Source organism: Acutalibacter sp. 1XD8-33, from assembly GCF_003612555.1.
Taxonomy (GTDB): domain Bacteria; phylum Bacillota; class Clostridia; order Oscillospirales; family Acutalibacteraceae; genus Acutalibacter.
The window spans coordinates 86,019-105,774 of the sequence record NZ_RAZF01000007.1; the positions used below are offsets into that span (position 1 = coordinate 86,019).

Below are 19,756 nucleotides of genomic sequence, written 5' to 3' on the forward strand. Positions count from 1 at the left end.
CCTTAATACGCCCGGGAAAGGAGCAAAACCATGGAGCGCGCGTTTTTTGAGTACCGCACCCAGCAGTTCCAGGCGATCTCCTCCCCGGGTTTTCATTTTCCCCCGCACCTGCATCCCCAGCTGGAACTGTTCTTTGTGGAGAAGGGAGAGGTGGGCGTTACGGTGGGGAGCCGGAACGCGGTATTGGCCGCGGGAAGCCTGGCGGTCATTTTCCCTAACCAGATCCATAGCTACCGCGACGTCGCGCCGGACTCCTCTATCACCATGCTGATTGCCAGCCTTTCCCATACAGGAGGATATCTGGACGCCCTTCTGCACCTTCACCCAGCCTCTCCCTTTCTGACCCGGCTTCACCCTAATATCTCCTACGCCATCGGCGAGCTGGTGAAAGAATATGGGCAGGCGGGTTCCAGCGGCGAGGTATACGGCCCCTTGATTCAACTGATCCTGGCCCGGGCCCTGCCAGAGCTAGATCTTTGTCAGAACCGCAGCAACAACCACCAGGACCTGATCTGGCAGGTCGCCAATTTTGTAAACGAGCATTATCGGGAGCCTCTGACGCTGTCTATGCTGGCAAAGGGTGTGGGCGTCAGCCCGGGGCGGCTCTCCCATGTGTTTTCTGAAAAAATGGGCCAGAGCTTTCCTGCCTACTTGTCCAGCATCCGCCTTTCCTATGCTCAAATCATGTTGCAAAGCACCGATATGTCTATTACCCAGGTGGGAGAGGAGGCCGGCTTTGAAAGCCAGCGCACCTTTTTCCGAGCGTTCCGCCAACATCATGGCATGACGCCTTTAGAGTACCGCCGGCGGAATCAAAAAGGTTAGGCGGACTAACAGTTAAGACGACGAGACGTCTCTGCCGGAGGTCTATCATCTCGACACCCGGCGGCAGGCTGGTGGGAATGCTCTCCTATCGGAAGGGGGGCCTGGAGCCAAATGAGCACCCACCCGACAAGCGGGTGGAATTGCCGCTGACGGATGTGGTTGGAGGGGTTGCGCACACTCTCGCGGAGCTCTTCGGAGGGCAGGGCACCTTTTTTGAACGGCGTTAACGATACTGCCCAAAGAAGCCGTGCTTTGTTTCCTCAGCTCCTAGAAAAAGTGAATATCCTTTTACTACAGGGCTAGTATTCCTCAAGCGTCTAGGGCGGCCGAGGGATATAATACAAGCAGAATGCTAAATTGAATCTGCGAAATGGAGGTTTCCCTATGATTTATCCCAAGATCGGAATTCGCCCGGTTATCGACGGCCGCTGGGGCGGGGTACGGGAGGGCCTGGAGGCTCAAACCATGGGTATGGCAAAAGCCGCGGCGGCACTTATAGAAGGCACTCTTCGATATCCTGACGGCACCCCTGTCCAGTGCTTTGTCAATCTGGGCACCATCGGCGGCGGGGCCGAGGCCGCGAAATGCGCGGAGGCCTTTTCCCGGGAAAACGTCGTGGCCACGCTGAGCGTCACCCCCTGCTGGTGCTATGGCTCCGAAACGTTCGATATGGATCCCGGAACCATCAAGGCTGTGTGGGGCTTCAACGGCACCGAACGCCCCGGCGCGGTGTACCTGGCGGCGGTGATGGCCGCCTACGCCCAGAAGGGTCTGCCCGCCTTCTCGATCTATGGTCATGACGTACAGGACCTGGGGGACGGCAGTATCCCTGCCGATGTGGCGGAAAAAATTCTGAAATTCGCCCGTGGGGCTGTGGCCGTGGGCTGGATGAGGAACAAGTCCTATGTGAACCTGGGGGGCGTGGCCATGGGCATCGCGGGCAGCTACTGCAACGCGGATATGTTCCAGAAATACTTCGGCATCCGGGCCGAATGGGTGGACATGACCGAGATCCTCCGGCGGATTACTCTGGAAATTTACGATAAGGCCGAATATGAGAAAGCGCTTGCGTGGATCCAGGAGAACTGCAAGGAGGGCTTCGACCTGAACGAGGGCAAGGAATTGCCGGAAATAATCACTGGATCCAAAGTAGTCCCGGCGGACAAGGACTGGGAGTTCATCGCCAAGATGACCATCATCGTCCGGGACATCCTCTACGGCAACCCCAAGCTGGACGAGCTGGGCTGGCACGAGGAGGCTCTGGGCAAGAACGCCGTGGCGGGAGGCTTCCAGGGCCAGCGCCAGTGGACGGACTGGCTGCCCAACGCGGACTTCACCGAGGCCATTATGGCCTCCACTTTCGACTGGAATGGACAAAAGCCCCCCACGCCCTTTGCCACAGAAAACGACACCCTCAACGGCGTGGCGATGATGCTGGGCATGCTGGTCAGCAACACGGCGCCCTGCTTCCATGATGTGCGCACCTATTGGAGCCCCGAGGCCTGCCAGCGGGTCACTGGGCACAGGCCCGCCGGCGTGGCGGAGAACGGCTTTATCCATCTGATCAATTCCGGAGCCACAGCCCTGGACGGCTCCGGCGCGGCCAAAAACGCTCAGGGCCAGGGCTGCATGAAGCCCTTCTGGGAGATGACGGAGGAGGACGTTGTCGCCTGCCTTGGCGCCACGGACTGGTGCCGGGCCAACTACGAGTATTTCCGGGGAGGCGGATACTCCAGCCACTTCCGGTGCCGGGCGGAGATGCCTGTCACCATGCTGCGGGCTAATGTGGTGGAAGGGATCGGCCCGGTGCTCCAGATTGCCGAGGGCTGGACCGCCGATCTGCCGGACGAGATCCACACTGTCATTGACAAGCGCACAGACCCATCTTGGCCTACCACCTGGTTCGTGCCCAAGCTCACGGGCCATGGGGCTTTCACAGATGTGTACAGTGTGATGGCCAATTGGGGGGCCAACCACGGGGTCACGGTTTACGGCCATGTGGGGGCGGAGCTGATTACCCTGGCCGCCATGCTGCGGATTCCCGTCGCCATGCACAATGTGGAAGCAGGGCGGGTGTTCCGGCCCCACGCCTGGGCGGCCTTCGGCACCGAGGACGCGGAGTCCGCCGACTACCGGGCCTGTTGCACCTATGGTCCCCTGTACCGGTGAGATTTCCTTCGTGCCGCTTCAGCAAAGTATTAAGAATAAGAGACTTCTGGCGAATGTGCCTTAGACATATTCAATTTTCACTTTCTTTATCGGGGCATTGGCTACCTTGAAGACAATCTCGTCAACGCAGTCCCCATATTTGCCCTGCTGTATGAGCTGATTTTCAGCTCCACAAGGCTATGGAAAAGCAATGATTTCTCCCTGCTGTCTACATATAGATGCGTTGTCTTTTTCCTCATACCGTCCACCGTCCTTTCTGGCTACATTATACCGTTATGGGGAAGTCCCGTCAAAACTGTAACTTTGCATTTTACCGTATCAAGGCTCATTCCTCATATGCTGCCAGACGCTCCATTTCTGCCTTTGCGGAATCGTAGGTCGCATGGGCGTAATAGTTCAGCGTCATCGTGATGTTGGCGTGTCTCATGATACACTACAACGCCTTGGGGTTCATGCCTGCATTTGCTAACCGTGTGCAGAACGTGTGCTCTATTGGTATAATAAATACGTTCAGTATCAAGGCTTATCAGCGCCTTCGCTGTGCGCTGATAAGCCTTGATATTTCAGGATATTCAATATTTCGCACCTCCACAACGCCGGTAGACGCTGGTGGCGTTTGCAATACATTTGCAACACTGAACAAGGGCTTGAAAATAAACCTTCAAACAGAAAAAGAGAACCCCCGACACGGCTCCCCAAAAGCCATTGGCGGGGGTTTAGCATGACCAAGGAAAATTGATGGAATGGAGCCTAACTGAAGAATAGGCCACGAATACGATCAAGGGGCGGACGTGCCTTTTCTTCCATTATGCTTTTTCCCCTTCCAAAAGCTGATTTAGCTGGTCAACACCCCTTTTGCGATATGAAAGAATCGTTTTATCGGCATAATACAGGGCTTCATTGCCAATATAGCCATTTGTTGGCACTTCCTTTCTTGGATCAGGAAAAATTGGTGTTTCTCGCCGGACTTCATAGGCCGGTCATAGAACGGCAATTCGTCCAGCGTGTCACCGGGGCCGGGATTGAAGTATAGAATTTCACGGAATAAACCATCATCGTTTTGCAAGGCTCCACAGGTGTCAGCCGGGTTGATCTCGCCGGTGCCTCTCACCATTTTAACCCCGCATTTGTAATCCACCGGGGGAGAGGGTCAGGACAGCCTTCATTTTGGTGTTGCTGGTAGTGACCGCCTGGGCGCTGTTGGCCCAATAGATATGACCGCCCTTGTGCGCTCCTTTGATAGCGATATAATGTTGGTCAAGTTCCTGGGCTATCCTCAACCGACATTCTTAATCCATTCATCGCGATAAGGAATTGAGTTTGTTTTCTACATCCTCTTTAATAATTAGAAATTGCTCGGCTAAATATTCCCTTTTAAATTGATTCTCCAAGTCACCAATTAATTCTCTAATTCCTCGTTTACTATCAGTATAAAATTTGCTTTCCCCCAACCATAGAATACCATCATTTGGAGTAATATGTACCGTGTCAAATTGCCTATTGAATCTTTAAAATAGACTTTTGATATTAAGGGAATTGTATTTTTGAAATCTCTTAGTAATAAATGAAGTATTAATTCCCCAAATTCTCCTCTACGTGAACCTCCTAATTTTTTTATTTCTTCTTCAACGGATTTTTCATTATCTAAAATACCAACGTCTCATTAATTCGTAATCATTTATTTTATAAATACTTCTTGCCGCCTCACGGAGCTTTTCGACAGCATCGGTCTGTGGAATTTTCGGATTCGCATACTCCGCAAAAATAAATTCTGGTATAGTATTAATACAGCCTGCGTAAACTCGTCTAATTGATATATAAAGGTTTTCCGTTATCATCTATATCTGAATCAATCAATATGCGCTGACTCTGCCGCTGTACCGGCAGGAGCAGGAGTTTCAGCGGCTGCCCATATCCAGGCAGACTATGGCGAACTGGGTGATTGCCGCCCACGAGAGGTGGTTCGGGGAGCTGTTCCGGCGATTGCGGGAAGAACTGCTCTCCAACGAGATACTTCATGCGGACGAGATCACGCTGACCGTGCTGTGGGAGGATGGCAGGAAGGCCACACAGAAAAGTTATGTGTGGGTGTATCGGACCTCGGGGGACAGCGAAAGGCCTGCGGTACTGCAACAAGCTGTTTGAGCTGAAGGCCGGGTATGCGGAGAAAAAGCTCTCTTTCCAGGAACGGTTTCTGGAGAGGAAGAAGCGTTCTGTGTCAACAGCAGAAGAGTTTTTATTCTGGGAAAGCAATGAATACACCATAATCCCGTGCCAAAATCTGCCTACGGCGCGGCACTGAGCTGATGCCGAATAGTTAACATGCGTTAACTATAGCAGAAAGAGTGGGCTGATGCATGTGTTTCTGGACGGACGCTTGGAACTATCCACAACAACCGCACGGAACGGCCTTTTGCGGTGGGTCGGGAAAACTAGCTGTTTTATAATTCGCCCAGAGGAGCAGAGGCCAGCGCCAGTGCGGCAGCTTATTCTATTGTGGAAAAAGCCAAAGCCAATTGACTGCGGCCTTTCCGGCATTTTCAGTTTTTGCTGGAGCGGCTGTCTGTGGGGACTCCTATTGAAGATTGCCTGCCCTGGGGACAGAGGGCCCAGACTTTGTGCAGGTAGCTTGGCGGCTCATTTTGCTTAATATTTCAAATAGCGATTTCACTTTTGAGGATCGCTATTGCTTTCTTCTTGTTACGAGGGTTCGTTTCGATTTTTCGCTTACTTACATCCACATTTTCGCACTTTTGAAATCCAGGCTTTCGGGCATCAAAAAAACCGCGCGGCTGCGCGGTTTTTTTGAGCGAATATTTTTTTATATCCACAGGATGTGAACGCACGACCAAAAAGATATTTTTGCCTAGTTGGTGGGTGTATCTGAACCCACGCAAAAACAACTATAGTCATTTAATCAATATCTCCATTTTGCAGTTTCGGCGCGTGCCCGACTTTCTTTAAGCGTTATAGCTGCTTTGACAAAATCTTCTTTAACAATCACATTCTTATCTGTAATATCAATATTGGTATTGATTTCAAAGGTACGACCGATATCTACAGTTCTCCTAATTGAATTATAAGCTGCTTCTGAAACCACAAAATCTATTTCTGCTCCTGAACACCCGACTAACCACTCTTCAACGAAATCATTCTTATCAAAATCTTTCGCGACAGGCATATTCTCCGTATGTATTCTAAATATGGCTTTGCAACCCTCAAGACTGGGTTTCTGTATTTCTATTACATAATCAAACCGTCCCGGACGCTTTATTGCATCATCAATCATGTCGATTCTATTGGTGGAAGCAATTGCACATATTCGGCTGTTTTCATCAATTCCGTCCAACAAGGTTAGCAATTGGTTTACAACTGTGGCCATTAACGGGTTACCGTCTGCATCTCTTGTAGAAGAAATTGAATCAAATTCATCAAAGTAAATAATTGCTGGGCGCATCTTCTTGGCTTCCTCAAATATCTTTCTCAGATTTGCCTCAGACTGGCCAATAAATTTGTTTAATATTTCCGGCCCACTCACAGAAACAAAGTGTGCGCTAATCTCATTTGCAATAGCTTTTGCAATCAATGTTTTTCCACACCCTGGCGGCCCATATAGCAGGATACCTTTATGAGGCTTAATGCGATAATGTTCAAAAAGATACGGTGCAATCAATGGTAGCTCAATAACTTCTCGCACTTGTTGTACAATTTCATCCAAACCACCGATATCTTTAAAGGTGGTCGTTGGAACATACTTTGTATCATTTACTGGTATTTCCTGTTTGTCTTCAAATAACGAAAGTGAGAAAGGACTCCTATAATCTTTTTCTCGTTTTTCTCTGGGCTTAACACCAATAATTTCACTTTGCCTCATTCCAAGTGGTGCATTACGATACTTATACTCCCAGTCCCCATCCTCTGTCACTTCAATGATATTTGGCAGGGTATCCAAGGCTTTCTGAAGCCGTTCATAAGAAAAATGTTTGCATATGTTGACTTTTTTCTTTTTGACTTCTTTTTGCAACATAAAAAGAATTTGTTCCTTGTCTATATTCCAGACGTTGTTTTCAAAATGCCCAAATTCGTACCAGCAATTACTCAGACGATAGGAATAGTATGAATCTTTTCTTAAAGAAATCAAGTCAAGGGACTTACATCCCCATCCGGCATTCTCATAGCAATACTCTTCGGGATGGATACACGAACTACATCCGGCTTCACAATCAACAATAGTAAAAATAGTGTTTATATCCGTTAACGTGGCTCTTTCTTCATCAATGAAATATTCTGTTTTTGTCCAGTTGCGTATTGTCTCCAAAATGCCTTTTATTTCGAATTCGCATTGGCGAATCTCTTCCATTCCAAGTACTAAGGTGTTTGCTGATTTTTCGCATGAGTAACCAACGAAATTTTCGCATTGCAAGCAAACAGAATCATAATATTTTGATGACGATTTATAAAATATTATTTTTAGATTCATAATTCAACACCCAAACCACATGGTATACAGTTTTTTAAAACCGACGTGCTGTGTTCTACAATAGTAATAAAGTCATAAAACGCTTTGGCCTTTGGCATTCTTATATTGAGGGCAATCCTCACATTTGATTTCACAATCCTGCATTTCAAATATTGCTGCATTTCTTTTTACACCAATATACGGAATGTGTTTTCTATTGCAAATATCTATTATCTTTTTTCTAGAGGAAGGTCTCATACGGTTTCCAAGAAAAACCTTTGTGATGGGGAAAAACTTGACATTAAAGTTGGATATGTTCTCGCCACTCAATGGAAGCAATAACCGCCACTCGTTTTGAAATGCCCAATCCATACTTTTTCGTAAAACACCATGAAAATATAGATTCCATAGTGTTTCTTTAGTTAATTCTTTGTCTTGTGCCGCGACAAGTTGTGAGGTCACATTAGGACGAACTTTACAATAAATCATCGGGAACAAATTATAATAGATTTCCTGGTAGGATTTGTCATTGGGTAAAACCGTGTATTCTATGCAAAAACCGTTATGACAATTAGCATATGCTCCTCCCCACATCAACTGTGAATATGGTGTTGTAGTAAAACAAACAGTGCGGAATATAGTTTTTAACTTGGAAGTGTAGTCCCTATATTCACCTTGTATTGTTTTTGACACAGCCATTCCCATATCAGAAGAATTATGCAACTCAATGATTACTTTTTGCTGAAACACCTGATTTGCAAGGTTTTCTATTTCCAAATCAGGTGTTTTTATGAACACAGTATCGAGATTTCCATTGGCAGTATAATGTTCCAATAGTACTTTAACCAAGATATCTCCAATCTGTTGGGTTTGAAGTTCTGTATCGATCTCCACTCCACATCTCCGGCAGTATTCTATTAAACGAAGATGCTCATATTCCGGAAAATCAATATTGATATCAGAATCATATATATCATCGTAGGCGGTTGGTGTTTGAAGAAAAACCGTGTTGTTTTCCAAAGCTTGAACAGAATAGTTGATTTCTTTCCCGGTTCCCACATCTTGTATATCTAGATTGGGGTAATACCGGTAAAGCCGTAACGGCATATTGATTTTTGACCGAAGAGCAAACTCATCATATCCCATATTTTGGATTTCATCAAGTGCCATGATTGCCCCATTTACAAAACAATATGACAATGCCAACTTTGGCCCAAGTTGTTGAAATCTAGCAAACAAGTTAGATAGTTCCATAAGAGAAACTCCTTTTATGGTTCAAATTCTTAATCTGTTTTCTACTTGTGAAAATTGGTAAAGTTCGCAATCAATTTGTATCGAAATACAACATCGTCCCACATCTTAAAATCACAAGCAATGAAGGGGTGAGCTGCAGTGCCACTAGCCTTTCCCCGCTTAGAGGTAATCCCAACAGCATTTACCCTTTCTATCCATCTGGCAGGAGTCAAGGTATATGAAGGGGAGCGAACATCAAAAAGCAACTGCTAAAATGCCTGCTCGTCAAAGTTGGGATTATTTTCTCTTTCCCACTGGTCTAAGAATGCAATCGTGTTCCTACTGCGAAGCCAGCTATGAATCACATAGCTTGGGTTCTCTGAATAAAAACGCCTTGCGATATCTGTCAGCGAGATATAGTCAACTTCAGGATATAAATACTTTTCTACAACCGCTTGAAGTCTTTGCTCCTCCTTCGGGTCATGAATGTTGGCCTCCCCACGGTTGATAAGTTCAAAGATACGGTCTCGTATAAACTCCAGGTCTTCCGCTTTGAGCAGCGATTTTTCATTTAGCCTCTTGGCATACTCATCCCTCGTTATCGCGTAAGCCCATAGTAGTTCAGATTGACTTGCTCGTTCCATTCTTCATTGTCCTCGACATTCCGATTGGGATTTCTGCACCGGCTAGATTTCATTTCTTCCACAGCCATGTAAGTGGTATGGTCGATAATGCCAAACGTGTACTTATAATTGTTTAGCAGCTTGTTCAAGACATCACGGCTCCACACTGTTCTCCCAGATGGAGAAGGAATACCTTGCTTGCGCAAATGCTCTTGAATTTTCTCCAAACTGTTTCCTGACAGGTATAGGCCAAATATCTCTCGCACGATTTCGGCCTCCGGCTCAACTGTTTCTACTCTCTTGTTCTTGTCACGTCGAAAGCCATAGCATACTTTGCCGAAGATTTTTGATTCCAATGGGGACAACTTCACGGTTATCTTCCTTTCTTACATTATAGTGGGTTGCTCGAGCGTTTTCAAGTAGAACCTACAAATTAGTGGAATTGATTTTGCTCTTTTCTTCTGATAAATATGATTATTAGTGGGTTATCAGGCATTTCTTGTAGATAAGAACAAAAAAGCGTGGATTATGACGCTATCCACGCTTTATTTGTTTCTGAAATAGAACTTTAGAGCATAAAAAGGGAGGCAAAAGCCTCTAAAATGCTTTTGTCTCCTTTTGGTCGAGGTGACAGGATTTGAACCTGCGGCTTCTACGTCCCGAACGTAGCGCTCTACCAAGCTGAGCCACACCTCGAAAAATCGTTCAAAACAACAACATAAAAAGAGGGCCAGGAGCAGAAGAGTCCGTCCAGAAAACGAACACCGACCCCAGGCCCGATCCGTTGGCAGCGGTACCAGGATTTGAACCCAGACAAACAGAGTCAGAGTCTGCTGTGCTACCATTACACAATACCGCTTCATACTCCCCAGTGGTAAAGCCTCTCGCTAGGGACAAGTTTAATTATACCCAATTTCTCAATTTTGTCAAGAGGCTTTCACAATTTTTTTGAAATTGCAAGCGTAACCGGTATTGCTGCTTTTTTCCCAAGGCTTCCTGTACATTGTTTCCAGCCTGGGAACCACCGGCGCTCGCGGCAAACTTCGTATGGACCTTATAACACCACCGTCCGGGTTGTAAAGGGAGAACAACATCACAGCACCATTCCCCATGCCATTGGCTTTAGCATCTCCACTCAGAAGCAGGCAAAAAAGTGACCGCCCTCTCGGACAGCGCAATTATAGGCTCAGCGATTATCAAGCCGTTGACGGAGTTTGAAAAGGAGGCACCGGAGTGTGTAGCCCGCTGTGTCTGGGGGGATGAAGGGGTTCTATAATAGATAGAAAATGGAATAAAAATACCCCCAACTCGCATTATGGAAGTTGAGGGCGATTTTTCTGTTGAACTTCACATATGCTGGGACATGAGGTGGGCCCAGACTGCTGCCCTTTTTGCTTTGTGCCGAAACTCGTTTGACTGGCAACCAGAGTTTGTACTCCGGCATGCGATGTTCCAAGCGTTCTGACGTGAACCACTGCTTTGGGGAAATGTGTTCCTCCAGATAAGTACGGCCGGCAAAGCCCCTCTCATAGCCACCCATATCCAGCATATACTTGTACACTACACTGTTGAGAGGCCTTCTTCATGAGAAACCCTATATCGGATACTCCCATCTTCACCGTGCGGCAGCATCATCTGACAGCCGCAAAGCCCTTCTCCAGGTCGGCTATAATGTCGTCAATATGCTCTGCGCCGATGGACAGCCGGATGGTATTGGGTTTGATGCCCTGGTCCAACAGCTCCTCAGGGCTTAGCTGGGAATGGGTGGTGGTAGCCGGGTGGATCACCAGAGACTTCACATCCGCCACATTAGCAAGCAGAGAGAATATCTCCAGACTGTCAATAAACCTGTGGGCCTCCTCCTGTCCTCCCTGGATCTCAAAGGTGAAGATCGACGCGCCGCCATTGGGGAAGTATCTCTTGTACAGGACGTGGTCAGGATGGTCCGGCAGGGAGGGGTGGTTTACCTTCTCTACCTGGGGATGATTGTCTAGGAATTCCACCACTCGCTTGGTGTTCTCAGCATGGCGCTCTAGCCGCAGGGAGAGGGTCTCTACGCCTTGTAGCAGCAGGAAAGCGTTGAACGGAGAAATCGTCGCACCCGTATCTCGAAGCAGAATGGCCCGGATGTAGGTGACAAAGGCGGCGGGACCCGCCGCATCCACAAAGGAAACGCCGTGATAGCTGGGATTTGGCTTAGCGATGGGGGCATATTTTCCCGAGGCCTTCCAGTCGAACTTACCGCTGTCCACTATGATACCACCCAGGGTGGTGCCGTGTCCACCGATGAATTTGGTTGCAGAGTGTACAACAATGTCCGCTCCGTGCTCGATGGGCCGGATAAGGTAGGGAGTGCCGAAAGTGTTGTCGATCACCAGGGGCAGGCCATGCTTGTGGGCAATCGCCGCAATGGCGTCGATATCCGGGATGTCGGAGTTGGGGTTGCCCAGGGTCTCCAAATAGACCGCCTTCGTGTTGGAACGGATGGCCTCCTCCAGCTCCGCCAGGTTGTGGGCATCTACAAAGGTGGTCTCCACGCCGAACTGAGGCAACGTGTGAGCCAGCAGGTTATAGCTGCCGCCATAGATGGTCTTTTGGGCCACGATGTGGTCTCCCGCCTGGGCCAGGGCCTGGATGGTGTAAGTGATAGCTGCCGCGCCAGAGGCCAAGGCCAGAGCTGCCACGCCGCCCTCCAGAGCCGCGATTCGCTTCTCCAATACGTCCTGGGTGGAATTGGTCAGCCTGCCGTAGATATTGCCGGCGTCTGCTAAGCCGAACCGGGCGGCAGCATGGGCCGAATTGCGGAAAACATAACTGGTGGTCTGATAGATGGGCACCGCACGGGCATCTGTGGCGAGGTCAGGCTGTTCCTGGCCTACGTGAAGCTGCAACGTCTCAAATTTATAGCTCATAAAGCAAAGCTCCCTTCTTTTTCCAGGTCTCTGAAGTAATCCTATTATATTCCTATTTACCTAGCGTGTCAATAGGAATATCGCTATCTCTTGAAATCCTATTTACCTTGTGGTATAATAGGAAAAGTAAAAGGAGGTTTTAAGATGATTTCCACAAAAGGCCGATATGCTCTGCGGTTCCTGGTGGATGTTGCGGAGCACCAAGCCGAAGGCTTTGTCCCCCTGAAGAGCACTGCTCTGCGCCAGGGAATCTCCGAAAAATATCTTGAAATAGTGGTGAAAGAACTGGTCAAAAACGGCCTGCTTACCGCCGCGCGAGGTAAAGGCGGCGGCTACCAGCTGAGCCGCGTGCCGGAAGAGTATAGCGTGAAGACAATCATTGAAATCATGGAGGGGCCTCTGTCGCCGGTGGCGTGCCTGCGTCCCGGGCAGAAGCCTTGCCAGCAGAGGAGCATCTGTCCAACGCTGTCCCTATGGCAGGGATTGAACCAGGTGATTTCGGAATATCTGGCACAGTTTACCCTGGCAGACTTGTGTCGCAAAAGCGACGTGTGAATATCTTGAAGGAAACTGTCTGTCCCCTCTTTCGATATGGACCGATTATATATAGATTGAGTTCCTTGTGGGATCCTTTTTGTGGTATATGCCTAACAGAATTTCAGTTTTTGCAGCTTCGCGCCCCTCAAACGCATCGTGTTCTTTGGGGATTCTCTCTTGACTTTCCGGCCCGGGGGAGATATATAAAGATTAGGTTACACGGGCCGTTTGACCCCTGTGTAACCTAATTGCAATGCTTGGGCAAAAAACTCTTGCTTTTTTTTAGAATACGTAGTATACTGTATTATATAATTTGGGGATGTTCAAATTGATTGGCAAACTGGATTCGAAATCTGCAAGATTATTTCGATTGCCGGGACGTGTAAACATTTAGAAAGCATGAGGAGAATAAAAGGTAAATATATAGTTTGGTTTTCATATTCCTCCGTTTTCCAGAGAATGGAGCGGGTGTTGGACGTTGAAAATAGACATGCCGGTGTGATGGAATTGGCAGACGTAGTGGACTCAAAATCCACCGGGCTAATAACCCGTGCCGGTTCGAGTCCGGCCACCGGCACCATGTCGAGTGTTCATAACGCAACTGAACACTCGTATGTAAAGGAACAGTCGAAAGGCTGTTCCTTTACTATTTCTATGGGGCGGTCTGCCCCGGTGGAGCGGCTCTCGGGCCGCTCCGTTTTCTTTAGCTGGCCTTGCCGACAAGATACTCAATCGCCACACCCTGGCGGCTGTCCAGCACCACGTTCTCCGGGTATTCCTCTACCTCCGGCAAATCCAGGACACCGATGAAGTTATAGTGGATCACGATGCGCTGCGTCCGGTTCTTTCCCCTGCCCTGGGTTTGGTACACGTCGATGCGTTCTACAAGCTCATGCAGAATGGTGGGCGTCAGCGTTTTCATCTCCATGAACTCCGCACTGCTTTCAAAAATTGCTCCTTGCAGAAAGCCCGGTCGTTCTCTTTGTCACACTGGCGCTGCAATTCCTCAATGTCCTTTTTGAGCGGCTGCTGTTCCGCGTCATACCGCTGGGACATTTTCATAAAGCGTTCATCCGTCAGCTTACCCGATACATTGTCCTCGTAAATACGCTCAAACAGCCGGTCAACCTCTTTATTCCTGGCAATCAACTCCTAGAGGCGCTGCCGCCTGTTTTGGCTCTCCAGCTCATAGTCCTTGGCGGTTTTCTGAGCCAGCAGTTCGGCAAATTCCTCGGCATGGTTTTTCAGGTAGCTGACCATGCGGTTGAGTTCCAGCAGTATCACCTGTTCCGGTGAGTCAGCTCAGATGTAGTGGGTTTCGTTGCAGGTGCCCCGGTAGTTGGAGCAGTTGAAATATTCAATGGAGCTGTTGGGATGGTTAATGTTGTAATACAGCTTATGGCCGCAGTCGGTGCAGTACAGCAGACCGGCGAACATATTCTTCTTGGTGTTTTTGGGCTTCCGGCGCTTCGCCCCCTCCCGGAGCTTCTGCACCTGTTCCCATGTGGTCTTATCGATGATAGCCTCATGGTGGTTCTCAAAGATATCCCAATTTTCTTCGGGATTGTCCAGGCGGCGCTTGTTCTTGAAGGACTTTGAGTAGGTTTTGAAATTGACCAGGGTGCCCGTGTACTCCCGGAGGGTCAGGATTTTGGTTGATGGGTGGTCTTACACCCTTTGTAAGGGGTATCCTGGCTCTTTTTGCCGCCCTTGCGGATGCCTTTGCTCTCCCAATACTGCGTGGGGATCAAAATACCATCCTCCTGCAACAAGTGGGCCGTGGTTTCGATTCCCTTCCCCTCTACGCAAAGCCGGTAAATCCTGCGGACGACATCGGCAGCTTCGTTGTCGATGATCCATTTCCGGGGGTTATCTGGGTCTTTTTTATAGCCGTAGGGCGGCGGACACATGGGGTCGCCAGGCGTCGCCGCGCAGTTTTTTTGAACTGCGTACCTTGCGGCTGATATCCTTTGCATACCACTCGTTCATGATGTTTCGGAAGGGCGAAAAATCATCGTCGCCCTGGTCGCTGTCCACGTCATCGTTTACGGCAATATAGCGAACGCCCTTGCTGGGAAAGTAAATCTCCGTGTACTGCCCGGTCGGGATGTAGTTTCGGCCTAATCTGGACAAAGCCTTCGTCACTACGCAGTTGATTTTGCCGTCCTCAATGTCGTCAATCATGCGCTGGAAAGCGGGACGATCGTAGTTCGTGCCACTCCATCCGTCGTCAACGTACTCCTGAGTTATGGTCAGTCCATGCTCCAGTGCGTACTGTTGTAACATCATCCGCTGGTTCACGATGAAATTGCTCTCGCCTTGGAGATCATCGTCACGGCTGAGGCGGAGATATAACGCGGTAACGTCGTGCTTATTGCCTGTTCTGGACTGCATATTTCCTCCTTCCCGGCAGCCAGACAAACACATTTCTATTTCATTGTAATGGCCCTGACTGCAAAACACAAAGGTGCAAATCACTTTTCCTCGGCTTGATGTCCTCGGTCAGAATGAGCCGTTTCATCTTGTCGGTCAAATCCTCCGCTTCTTTTCCAGCTTCAGATTCCTTAAAGGCGGAAACGACCTCATATTTCACGTTGTTGACCGTATGCTCGGTCAGCGGGGCGGCAAGGCTTTTTTCTTCATACCTGTCCCCGATCCCCCCCCTGGGGCGTCACGTCAAAATACACCCCCCATGCGCTTCTTGCAGTAGGCGCAAATCTCTTTTTCAGGCTGTCCCGACGCGGCCTCCGCAAAGCAAAAGCGCCTGTGCCGCGAAAAGCGTCAGCACAAGCGCAGCATAAGCAGAGGGTTAGTTTCGGGGGTACGGGTTCGATCAGGCCGATGCTGACCGCCAGGGCGTGGTTGATGCCCCGGATATGTTTCTCGTCCAGCCTGCCGATGTAGCCGGACAGCCGCCGCTTGTCCACGGAGCGAATTTGCTCCAACAGGACAAGGGAGGGCTGCGTCAGCCCGTTCCCGGCGTCCAGAGATAGTAGTGGGTGGGCAGCTTGGCCTTGGCGTTGGCCTTGCTGGTGATGGCGGCGATGATAACGGTGGGGCTGTACTTGTTGCCCACGTTGTTCTGAATGATAACGACGGGCCGGGTGCCCTTCTGCTCCGAGCCGATCCCATGGCCCAGGTTGGCATAATACAGGTCGCCGCGCAAATATGTCCTGCTCATGGTGTTTGACCTCCCCATAAAAATTAGACGGCCTGCGCCGCCTATGTAGGGGCCGGACAGCATGACATATCAAGGTTGGTGGAGCATAAATGCTCCCGTTTCCATAAACCTGTCCCGCTGTCCTGTCCGGCACATCCTGGCGCGGCGACAAAAGTGGCTCACGGCAATAGGAATGTGCTTGATGAATGGGGATGAAGTTGTCAAAGGTCAAACCCATTCGCCGCACAAACGAGGAACAGGTGAAGGGCTTTCCATCGCCCTTCACCTGTTCCTCACTCAAATGCGAAATTTGCCCCCCTAAATCAAAAAACTTTCAAGTTCTCGATTGCCTTCTCAATAGACCTTTTGACCGGCGAAATCGTGCATCCCTCCATATCCGCAATCTGCTCGTATGTAAACTCCCCGAAGTAGTACAGCACCAGACGGCGGCGCTGCTTTTCAGGCAGTTGGGGCCTGATGCAGCTTGTCCACTTCCATCCGCTGTGAAACGGTTTCCTCCACGCTCTCCTGGGGCTTCAAGGCCCGCCTGCTCAGCGTGACCTCCGTCTGTTCCGTCCGCTCATAGTGCTTGTCCACTTTGTGCGTGAAAGAAATATCCTCCAACTCAAAACGGTCAAAGGCATCAAACAAGGGCTTGTCGATCTTAACGCACCGTTCCCAGATTAGCGTATAAAATAGATACGGAGGTTTGTATCAATGGAAACGAGAAATACAATTTTAGAGTTATGAAAATATCTAAACTTATCTCAAAATGAGTTTGCAGAAAAGCTACTGGTCACACGGCAGGCAGTTTCTCGTTGGGAAAACGGGGACACTGTACCGAATATTGATACACTGAGACTTATTGCTGAAACTTTTGATGTGTCGGTGGACTTCCTGCTGGGACGCTCCGCCGGACAGTGCCAGAGTTGCGGGATGATCTTAGTAAAGAATAGTGACAAAGGAACAGAGAGCAATGGATGCAAATCAGAGGAATACTGCGCCTATTGCTACCAAAAAGGTCAATTTGTGCAAGATTTTTCAATTGAGGAATTGATAGAAATACTTTTGCGACATTTGGATACCTGGAACAAGGAAAATCATGTGAATTTTACAGCGCAGGAGGCAAGAGCTGAACTGCAACAATTCTTACCAACGCTAAAACGTTGGCGGGCAAAGGATGGTGAAGAAGAAAAACAAACCGGTGTCTCGCCGAAATAAGGACATAAAATTCCAAGGAGCTGATACTATGAAATTCACTTGTATAGTTATTTCTGTGGCTGACATAAATGCCGCAAGAAAATTTTATGAGGATCTGTTTGGATTAGCGGTGTTTCAGGATTGTTTCAGGATTACGGTAAGAATATTGCCTTTACCTGCGGTCTGGTATTGCAGCAGGATTTTGACTGGCTTGTGAATCTGCTTCTGGGAAAAGAAACTGGATTGCAGGAAATAGAGGCGGATCGTTTTTGAATTTTAGACCCGGTTGATGGGACCACAAACCTTATGCACGACTGGCCTGTTTTACCCACAGGGACTGGTACTCCGCCTCCGTGTGCTGTCTGGGGGGCTGTGCGGTCGCCGGGACTGACAAGTTAGAGACTCTATACTTCCGCGCCAGTGCGCCGTCCAGAAGTAGATGTAGGACCGGCTTTTATTGCACTTCCGGCTGGCCCTGCTCACACCATATTTCTCTGCGTACTTCATTAGGGATGACGGAGTTTCATGCTCTATGTTATACTTTTACGCATGAAGGATGTGGCCTCTTCTTGGTACGGCTAAGTGTGGTAACTCAACTTTAAACCGACCTGACTTCATTCTTCTACTTTTTTCTTTCGCCTCTGTCTAATTTGTATTGTACTCCTGCATTTGGACGCTCCCATGGCCGAAGGAACGGTTGACATCTCCCTCCGGCTGTGATATACTGTATCCGCAATCCATAAAAAAGGCGGTGAGCGTATGGCAATTATATATTTTCCGAAAAACAGAGAAGCCGCCGCCCGCCTTGCCTTTTCATAGGCTTGTTTCGCGCCTATGACTGAAATCAAACGGCAAAACCGGCCTCCTGTGGGGCCGGATTTTTTGCGTGAAAGGAGAGAGGTTTCATGAGCGTGCATATGTTTTCCAGAAAAACCAGAAACCCCAAGACCAATTTTCGATTGGAGGAATTCAATGACAGATCTACTCGCTTACGGCTTTCCCCAAGAGTTTCTTCCCCCAGAGGGAAGCCCCGCCCTGCCCGCCCGGGTAACGGCGGTTTTTAAAGAACGCTTTCAGTTGATGACCCAGGAGGGTGAACATTATGGCAGGCTGAAAACCAAGGAATACCTTTACGACGGCGGGCGGAAGTTTCCCACCACCGGGGACTATGTGCTGGCCTTGCCAGCTGCCGGCGACTGGCAGATTGTGGAAACCCTGCCCCGCAGGAGCTTTTTTTCCCGGATAGACTCCTGGCACGGTACAGAGCAGGCCGTGGCCGCCAATATGGATGTGGTGTTTGCGGTGCAATCCCTTAATGAGAATTTCAGCCCCAAGCGCCTGGAGCGCTACTTGACCCTCAGTTGGAACTCCGGCGCACGGCCTGTGGTGCTGCTCACCAAGTTGGACCTGCCCGGGGACCACGGAGAGCAGATCGCCACTGCCCGGAAAACCGCCGGAAAGGTTCCTGTAGTGGCTCTCAGCGCAAAAACCGGAGAAGGCATGGACCGGCTTTTGCCCTATCTGGCCCCGGGGACCACGGCGGCGTTTCTGGGGTCCTCCGGTGTGGGCAAGTCCAGCCTGATTAACCGCCTCTGGGAGGACTCCTTTTCTGCCGCGCAACCAGGTTCGGCGGAGGAAACGGCCTCGCCGCCCGGGATCCCCCGAGAACGGATGGCCACCGGAAGCGTCCGGGAAAAGGACGGCATGGGCCGTCACACCACCACCCACCGGCAGCTTTTGCGCCTGCCCTCGGGCGTGCTGCTCATTGATACTCCCGGGATGCGGGAACTGGGCATGTGGGACTCTCTTGACGGCCTTAGCGAAGCCTTCCCGGATGTGGAACAGTACCTGGGCCAATGCCGGTTCTCAGACTGCCGCCACGAGAACGAGCCCGGCTGCGCCGTCCGCGCGGCGCTGGCCAGCGGTGAGCTGGACCCCGGACGCTGGGAAAGCTATAAGGTCCTTAACTGGGAATCCCGGCACAGCCATCACCTGAGCACGGTACGCATGAAGCAGGGCCAGCCCAGCAAGGCTTTGGCAAAAGCCCGGCGCCAGGAGAAAAAGTACAGGAAAAATTTTTCAGAACCGTATTGACTTTTACCCCTTTCCAGGATATAATATTGAAATATATAGAATAAAGGCTATGACGAAGCCGGTCGGAGAGCCATCCGCTTCAGAGAGTTGGCGGTTGCTGTGAGCCAACGGGACGCTTTCCAGCAGGAGAATCCCTGGGCGCTGTTTTGTGCGCCGCCTATCCCTTCCGAGCCGGAGGTCCGAAACCGAGCCCATGTTGTTCTTTCGAGCGTGTTGCCGGGTGTAGACGCCTCCCGTGAACGCCGCGTTAGTGCGAAGGGCTTGTTGGAGCCCGGCGAGGGGCGGCCCTGGTGAAAAGGGGCCGCAATATGAGTGGTACCGCGGATTCTGTCCGTCTCATAGGGGATACTTCCCTGTGGGGCGGTTTTTTTGTGTCCATGCTCACAGAGCTGGATTAGTTCCGGGACTGAGGGGCTTTGTCCCGCCTGCCACTGGCAGGCGCTCATTCCCCGACGAGGGACAGCTGGTTCCGGTTTCCAGGGGTCTCGCCTACCGGCTCGGTCAGTTCGTAGCTTGTCTGCCACTGGCAGACACTTACCCCCAT

At 49.8% G+C, this 19,756-nt stretch carries 22 protein-coding genes, 3 tRNA genes and 4 pseudogenes; 8 read left to right on the forward strand and 21 right to left on the reverse strand.

From position 1 onward, the window contains the following. The first annotated feature begins 30 nt into the window (after positions 1-30). Both D7X94_RS07415 and D7X94_RS07420 read left to right on the forward strand, forming a co-directional pair. Positions 31-825 carry a helix-turn-helix domain-containing protein gene (locus D7X94_RS07415; RefSeq protein WP_120427096.1) on the forward strand — a complete coding sequence of 265 codons (795 nt, stop codon included), beginning with the start codon at positions 31-33 and terminating at the stop codon, positions 823-825. A gap of 384 nt (positions 826-1,209) precedes the next feature. Beyond that, on the forward strand, positions 1,210-2,994 hold the full coding sequence (locus tag D7X94_RS07420; protein ID WP_120427097.1) for an L-fucose isomerase: 1,785 nt from the start codon (positions 1,210-1,212) through the stop codon (positions 2,992-2,994). Positions 2,995-3,319: 325 nt separating this feature from the next. Here D7X94_RS07420 and D7X94_RS18125 read toward each other — a convergent pair. The 4 genes and pseudogenes from D7X94_RS18125 to D7X94_RS19480 form a co-directional block, all read right to left on the reverse strand. Beyond that, a pseudogene (locus D7X94_RS18125) lies at positions 3,320-3,487 on the reverse strand (tyrosine-type recombinase/integrase); the annotation flags it as partial. Between the two features lie 342 nt (positions 3,488-3,829). Further along, a complete protein-coding gene (locus D7X94_RS07425) occupies positions 3,830-4,108 on the reverse strand; it encodes a hypothetical protein (protein WP_120427098.1) in 279 nt (92 codons plus the stop codon). A gap of 184 nt (positions 4,109-4,292) precedes the next feature. Beyond that, positions 4,293-4,445, reverse strand: a complete 153-nt coding sequence (locus tag D7X94_RS19475) for a Hachiman antiphage defense system protein HamA (protein WP_279221763.1) — start codon at positions 4,443-4,445, stop codon at positions 4,293-4,295. Then, positions 4,394-4,645 (reverse strand): Hachiman antiphage defense system protein HamA, encoded by a 252-nt coding sequence (locus tag D7X94_RS19480; RefSeq protein WP_330558188.1) that lies wholly within the window; start codon positions 4,643-4,645, stop codon positions 4,394-4,396. The genes D7X94_RS19475 and D7X94_RS19480 overlap by 52 nt, the downstream gene beginning before the upstream one ends. 260 nt (positions 4,646-4,905) lie before the next feature. Here D7X94_RS19480 and D7X94_RS07435 point away from each other — a divergent pair, with 260 nt between their 5' ends. After that, positions 4,906-5,139 (forward strand): IS66 family transposase, encoded by a 234-nt coding sequence (locus D7X94_RS07435; RefSeq protein WP_243111227.1) that lies wholly within the window; start codon positions 4,906-4,908, stop codon positions 5,137-5,139. A 772-nt stretch (positions 5,140-5,911) separates the two neighbouring features. Here the strand turns inward: D7X94_RS07435 and D7X94_RS07445 are convergent. The 7 genes from D7X94_RS07445 to D7X94_RS07480 all read right to left on the reverse strand — a co-directional run bounded on the left by D7X94_RS07445 (position 5,912) and on the right by D7X94_RS07480 (position 12,221). Then, positions 5,912-7,474, reverse strand: coding sequence for an ATP-binding protein (locus D7X94_RS07445; protein WP_120427101.1), 1,563 nt, complete (start codon positions 7,472-7,474; stop codon positions 5,912-5,914). Between the two features lie 72 nt (positions 7,475-7,546). Next, a complete protein-coding gene (locus D7X94_RS07450; protein ID WP_120427102.1) occupies positions 7,547-8,707 on the reverse strand; it encodes a DUF2971 domain-containing protein in 1,161 nt (386 codons plus the stop codon). 248 nt (positions 8,708-8,955) lie between these two features. After that, positions 8,956-9,330 carry a KilA-N domain-containing protein gene (locus D7X94_RS07455; RefSeq protein ID WP_120427103.1) on the reverse strand — a complete coding sequence of 125 codons (375 nt, stop codon included), beginning with the start codon at positions 9,328-9,330 and terminating at the stop codon, positions 8,956-8,958. After that, a complete protein-coding gene (locus D7X94_RS07460) occupies positions 9,285-9,680 on the reverse strand; it encodes a recombinase family protein (RefSeq protein WP_330558183.1) in 396 nt (131 codons plus the stop codon). The genes D7X94_RS07455 and D7X94_RS07460 overlap by 46 nt, the downstream gene beginning before the upstream one ends. Before the next feature lie 248 nt (positions 9,681-9,928). Then, positions 9,929-10,005: transfer RNA gene (locus D7X94_RS07465), tRNA-Pro, on the reverse strand. A gap of 89 nt (positions 10,006-10,094) precedes the next feature. Continuing rightward, positions 10,095-10,168 (reverse strand) — tRNA-Gln (locus D7X94_RS07470). A 772-nt stretch (positions 10,169-10,940) separates the two neighbouring features. Further along, positions 10,941-12,221 carry an O-acetylhomoserine aminocarboxypropyltransferase/cysteine synthase family protein gene (locus tag D7X94_RS07480; RefSeq protein ID WP_120427106.1) on the reverse strand — a complete coding sequence of 427 codons (1,281 nt, stop codon included), beginning with the start codon at positions 12,219-12,221 and terminating at the stop codon, positions 10,941-10,943. 144 nt (positions 12,222-12,365) lie between these two features. Between D7X94_RS07480 and D7X94_RS07485 the strand changes: the two genes are divergently transcribed. Next, positions 12,366-12,776, forward strand: a complete 411-nt coding sequence (locus D7X94_RS07485; RefSeq protein WP_120427107.1) for an RrF2 family transcriptional regulator — start codon at positions 12,366-12,368, stop codon at positions 12,774-12,776. A gap of 474 nt (positions 12,777-13,250) precedes the next feature. Further along, positions 13,251-13,338: transfer RNA gene (locus D7X94_RS07490), tRNA-Leu, on the forward strand. Between the two features lie 123 nt (positions 13,339-13,461). Here D7X94_RS07490 and D7X94_RS07495 read toward each other — a convergent pair. From D7X94_RS07495 to D7X94_RS19080, 10 genes and pseudogenes are all read right to left on the reverse strand, one after another. Continuing rightward, positions 13,462-13,680, reverse strand: a complete 219-nt coding sequence (locus D7X94_RS07495; protein ID WP_158590940.1) for a DUF4368 domain-containing protein — start codon at positions 13,678-13,680, stop codon at positions 13,462-13,464. Next, positions 13,677-13,907, reverse strand: a complete 231-nt coding sequence (locus D7X94_RS07500; protein WP_120427109.1) for a hypothetical protein — start codon at positions 13,905-13,907, stop codon at positions 13,677-13,679. The genes D7X94_RS07495 and D7X94_RS07500 overlap by 4 nt, the downstream gene beginning before the upstream one ends. A 3-nt stretch (positions 13,908-13,910) precedes the next feature. Further along, a complete protein-coding gene (locus D7X94_RS19485) occupies positions 13,911-14,042 on the reverse strand; it encodes a hypothetical protein (protein ID WP_279221764.1) in 132 nt (43 codons plus the stop codon). Positions 14,043-14,060: 18 nt separating this feature from the next. Further along, positions 14,061-14,252, reverse strand: coding sequence for a recombinase zinc beta ribbon domain-containing protein (locus D7X94_RS07505; protein ID WP_120427110.1), 192 nt, complete (start codon positions 14,250-14,252; stop codon positions 14,061-14,063). A gap of 42 nt (positions 14,253-14,294) precedes the next feature. Continuing rightward, positions 14,295-14,408, reverse strand: a pseudogene (locus D7X94_RS19835) (hypothetical protein); the annotation flags it as partial. Next, positions 14,402-14,668 (reverse strand): recombinase family protein, encoded by a 267-nt coding sequence (locus D7X94_RS07510; RefSeq protein ID WP_158590941.1) that lies wholly within the window; start codon positions 14,666-14,668, stop codon positions 14,402-14,404. The gene D7X94_RS07510 and the pseudogene D7X94_RS19835, both read right to left, overlap by 7 nt. Then, positions 14,643-15,152 carry a recombinase family protein gene (locus D7X94_RS07515; protein ID WP_158590942.1) on the reverse strand — a complete coding sequence of 170 codons (510 nt, stop codon included), beginning with the start codon at positions 15,150-15,152 and terminating at the stop codon, positions 14,643-14,645. Before D7X94_RS07515 ends, D7X94_RS07510 begins: the two co-directional genes overlap by 26 nt. 440 nt (positions 15,153-15,592) lie before the next feature. Further along, positions 15,593-15,939: pseudogene (locus tag D7X94_RS07520) on the reverse strand (type II toxin-antitoxin system PemK/MazF family toxin); the annotation flags it as partial. A 302-nt stretch (positions 15,940-16,241) separates the two neighbouring features. Further along, the gene (locus tag D7X94_RS19075; protein ID WP_158590943.1) at positions 16,242-16,358 is read right to left on the reverse strand and encodes a sigma factor-like helix-turn-helix DNA-binding protein; all 117 of its coding nucleotides are present in this window, start codon (positions 16,356-16,358) and stop codon (positions 16,242-16,244) included. Positions 16,359-16,377: 19 nt separating this feature from the next. Further along, positions 16,378-16,569, reverse strand: coding sequence for a hypothetical protein (locus D7X94_RS19080; RefSeq protein ID WP_120427114.1), 192 nt, complete (start codon positions 16,567-16,569; stop codon positions 16,378-16,380). A gap of 117 nt (positions 16,570-16,686) precedes the next feature. Here D7X94_RS19080 and D7X94_RS19490 point away from each other — a divergent pair. The 3 genes and pseudogenes from D7X94_RS19490 to rsgA form a co-directional block, all read left to right on the forward strand. Further along, a pseudogene (locus D7X94_RS19490) lies at positions 16,687-16,806 on the forward strand (helix-turn-helix domain-containing protein); the annotation flags it as partial. Next, complete coding sequence (locus D7X94_RS19090; RefSeq protein ID WP_279221766.1) at positions 16,807-17,139, forward strand: zinc ribbon domain-containing protein; 333 nt, start codon at positions 16,807-16,809, stop codon at positions 17,137-17,139. It abuts the pseudogene before it with no gap. 951 nt (positions 17,140-18,090) lie between these two features. Then, complete coding sequence (rsgA, locus tag D7X94_RS07545) at positions 18,091-19,212, forward strand: ribosome small subunit-dependent GTPase A (protein WP_120427115.1); 1,122 nt, start codon at positions 18,091-18,093, stop codon at positions 19,210-19,212. Positions 19,213-19,756: the final 544 nt, after the last annotated feature.

Bases quoted from the DNA above. Each gene is read 5' to 3' on its own strand.
- D7X94_RS07445 (WP_120427101.1), bottom strand. From the start codon at position 7,474: ATGAATCTAAAAATAATATTTTATAAATCGTCATCAAAATATTATGAT.
- D7X94_RS07425 (WP_120427098.1), bottom strand. From the start codon at position 4,108: ATGGTGAGAGGCACCGGCGAGATCAACCCGGCTGACACCTGTGGAGCC.
- D7X94_RS07455 (WP_120427103.1), bottom strand. From the start codon at position 9,330: ATGGAACGAGCAAGTCAATCTGAACTACTATGGGCTTACGCGATAACG.
- D7X94_RS07495 (WP_158590940.1), bottom strand. From the start codon at position 13,680: ATGAAAACGCTGACGCCCACCATTCTGCATGAGCTTGTAGAACGCATC.
- D7X94_RS07510 (WP_158590941.1), bottom strand. From the start codon at position 14,668: ATGTGTCCGCCGCCCTACGGCTATAAAAAAGACCCAGATAACCCCCGG.
- D7X94_RS07485 (WP_120427107.1), top strand. From the start codon at position 12,366: ATGATTTCCACAAAAGGCCGATATGCTCTGCGGTTCCTGGTGGATGTT.
- D7X94_RS07420 (WP_120427097.1), top strand. From the start codon at position 1,210: ATGATTTATCCCAAGATCGGAATTCGCCCGGTTATCGACGGCCGCTGG.
- rsgA (WP_120427115.1), top strand. From the start codon at position 18,091: ATGACAGATCTACTCGCTTACGGCTTTCCCCAAGAGTTTCTTCCCCCA.
- D7X94_RS07415 (WP_120427096.1), top strand. From the start codon at position 31: ATGGAGCGCGCGTTTTTTGAGTACCGCACCCAGCAGTTCCAGGCGATC.
- D7X94_RS07450 (WP_120427102.1), bottom strand. From the start codon at position 8,707: ATGGAACTATCTAACTTGTTTGCTAGATTTCAACAACTTGGGCCAAAG.
- D7X94_RS07515 (WP_158590942.1), bottom strand. From the start codon at position 15,152: ATGCAGTCCAGAACAGGCAATAAGCACGACGTTACCGCGTTATATCTC.
- D7X94_RS07480 (WP_120427106.1), bottom strand. From the start codon at position 12,221: ATGAGCTATAAATTTGAGACGTTGCAGCTTCACGTAGGCCAGGAACAG.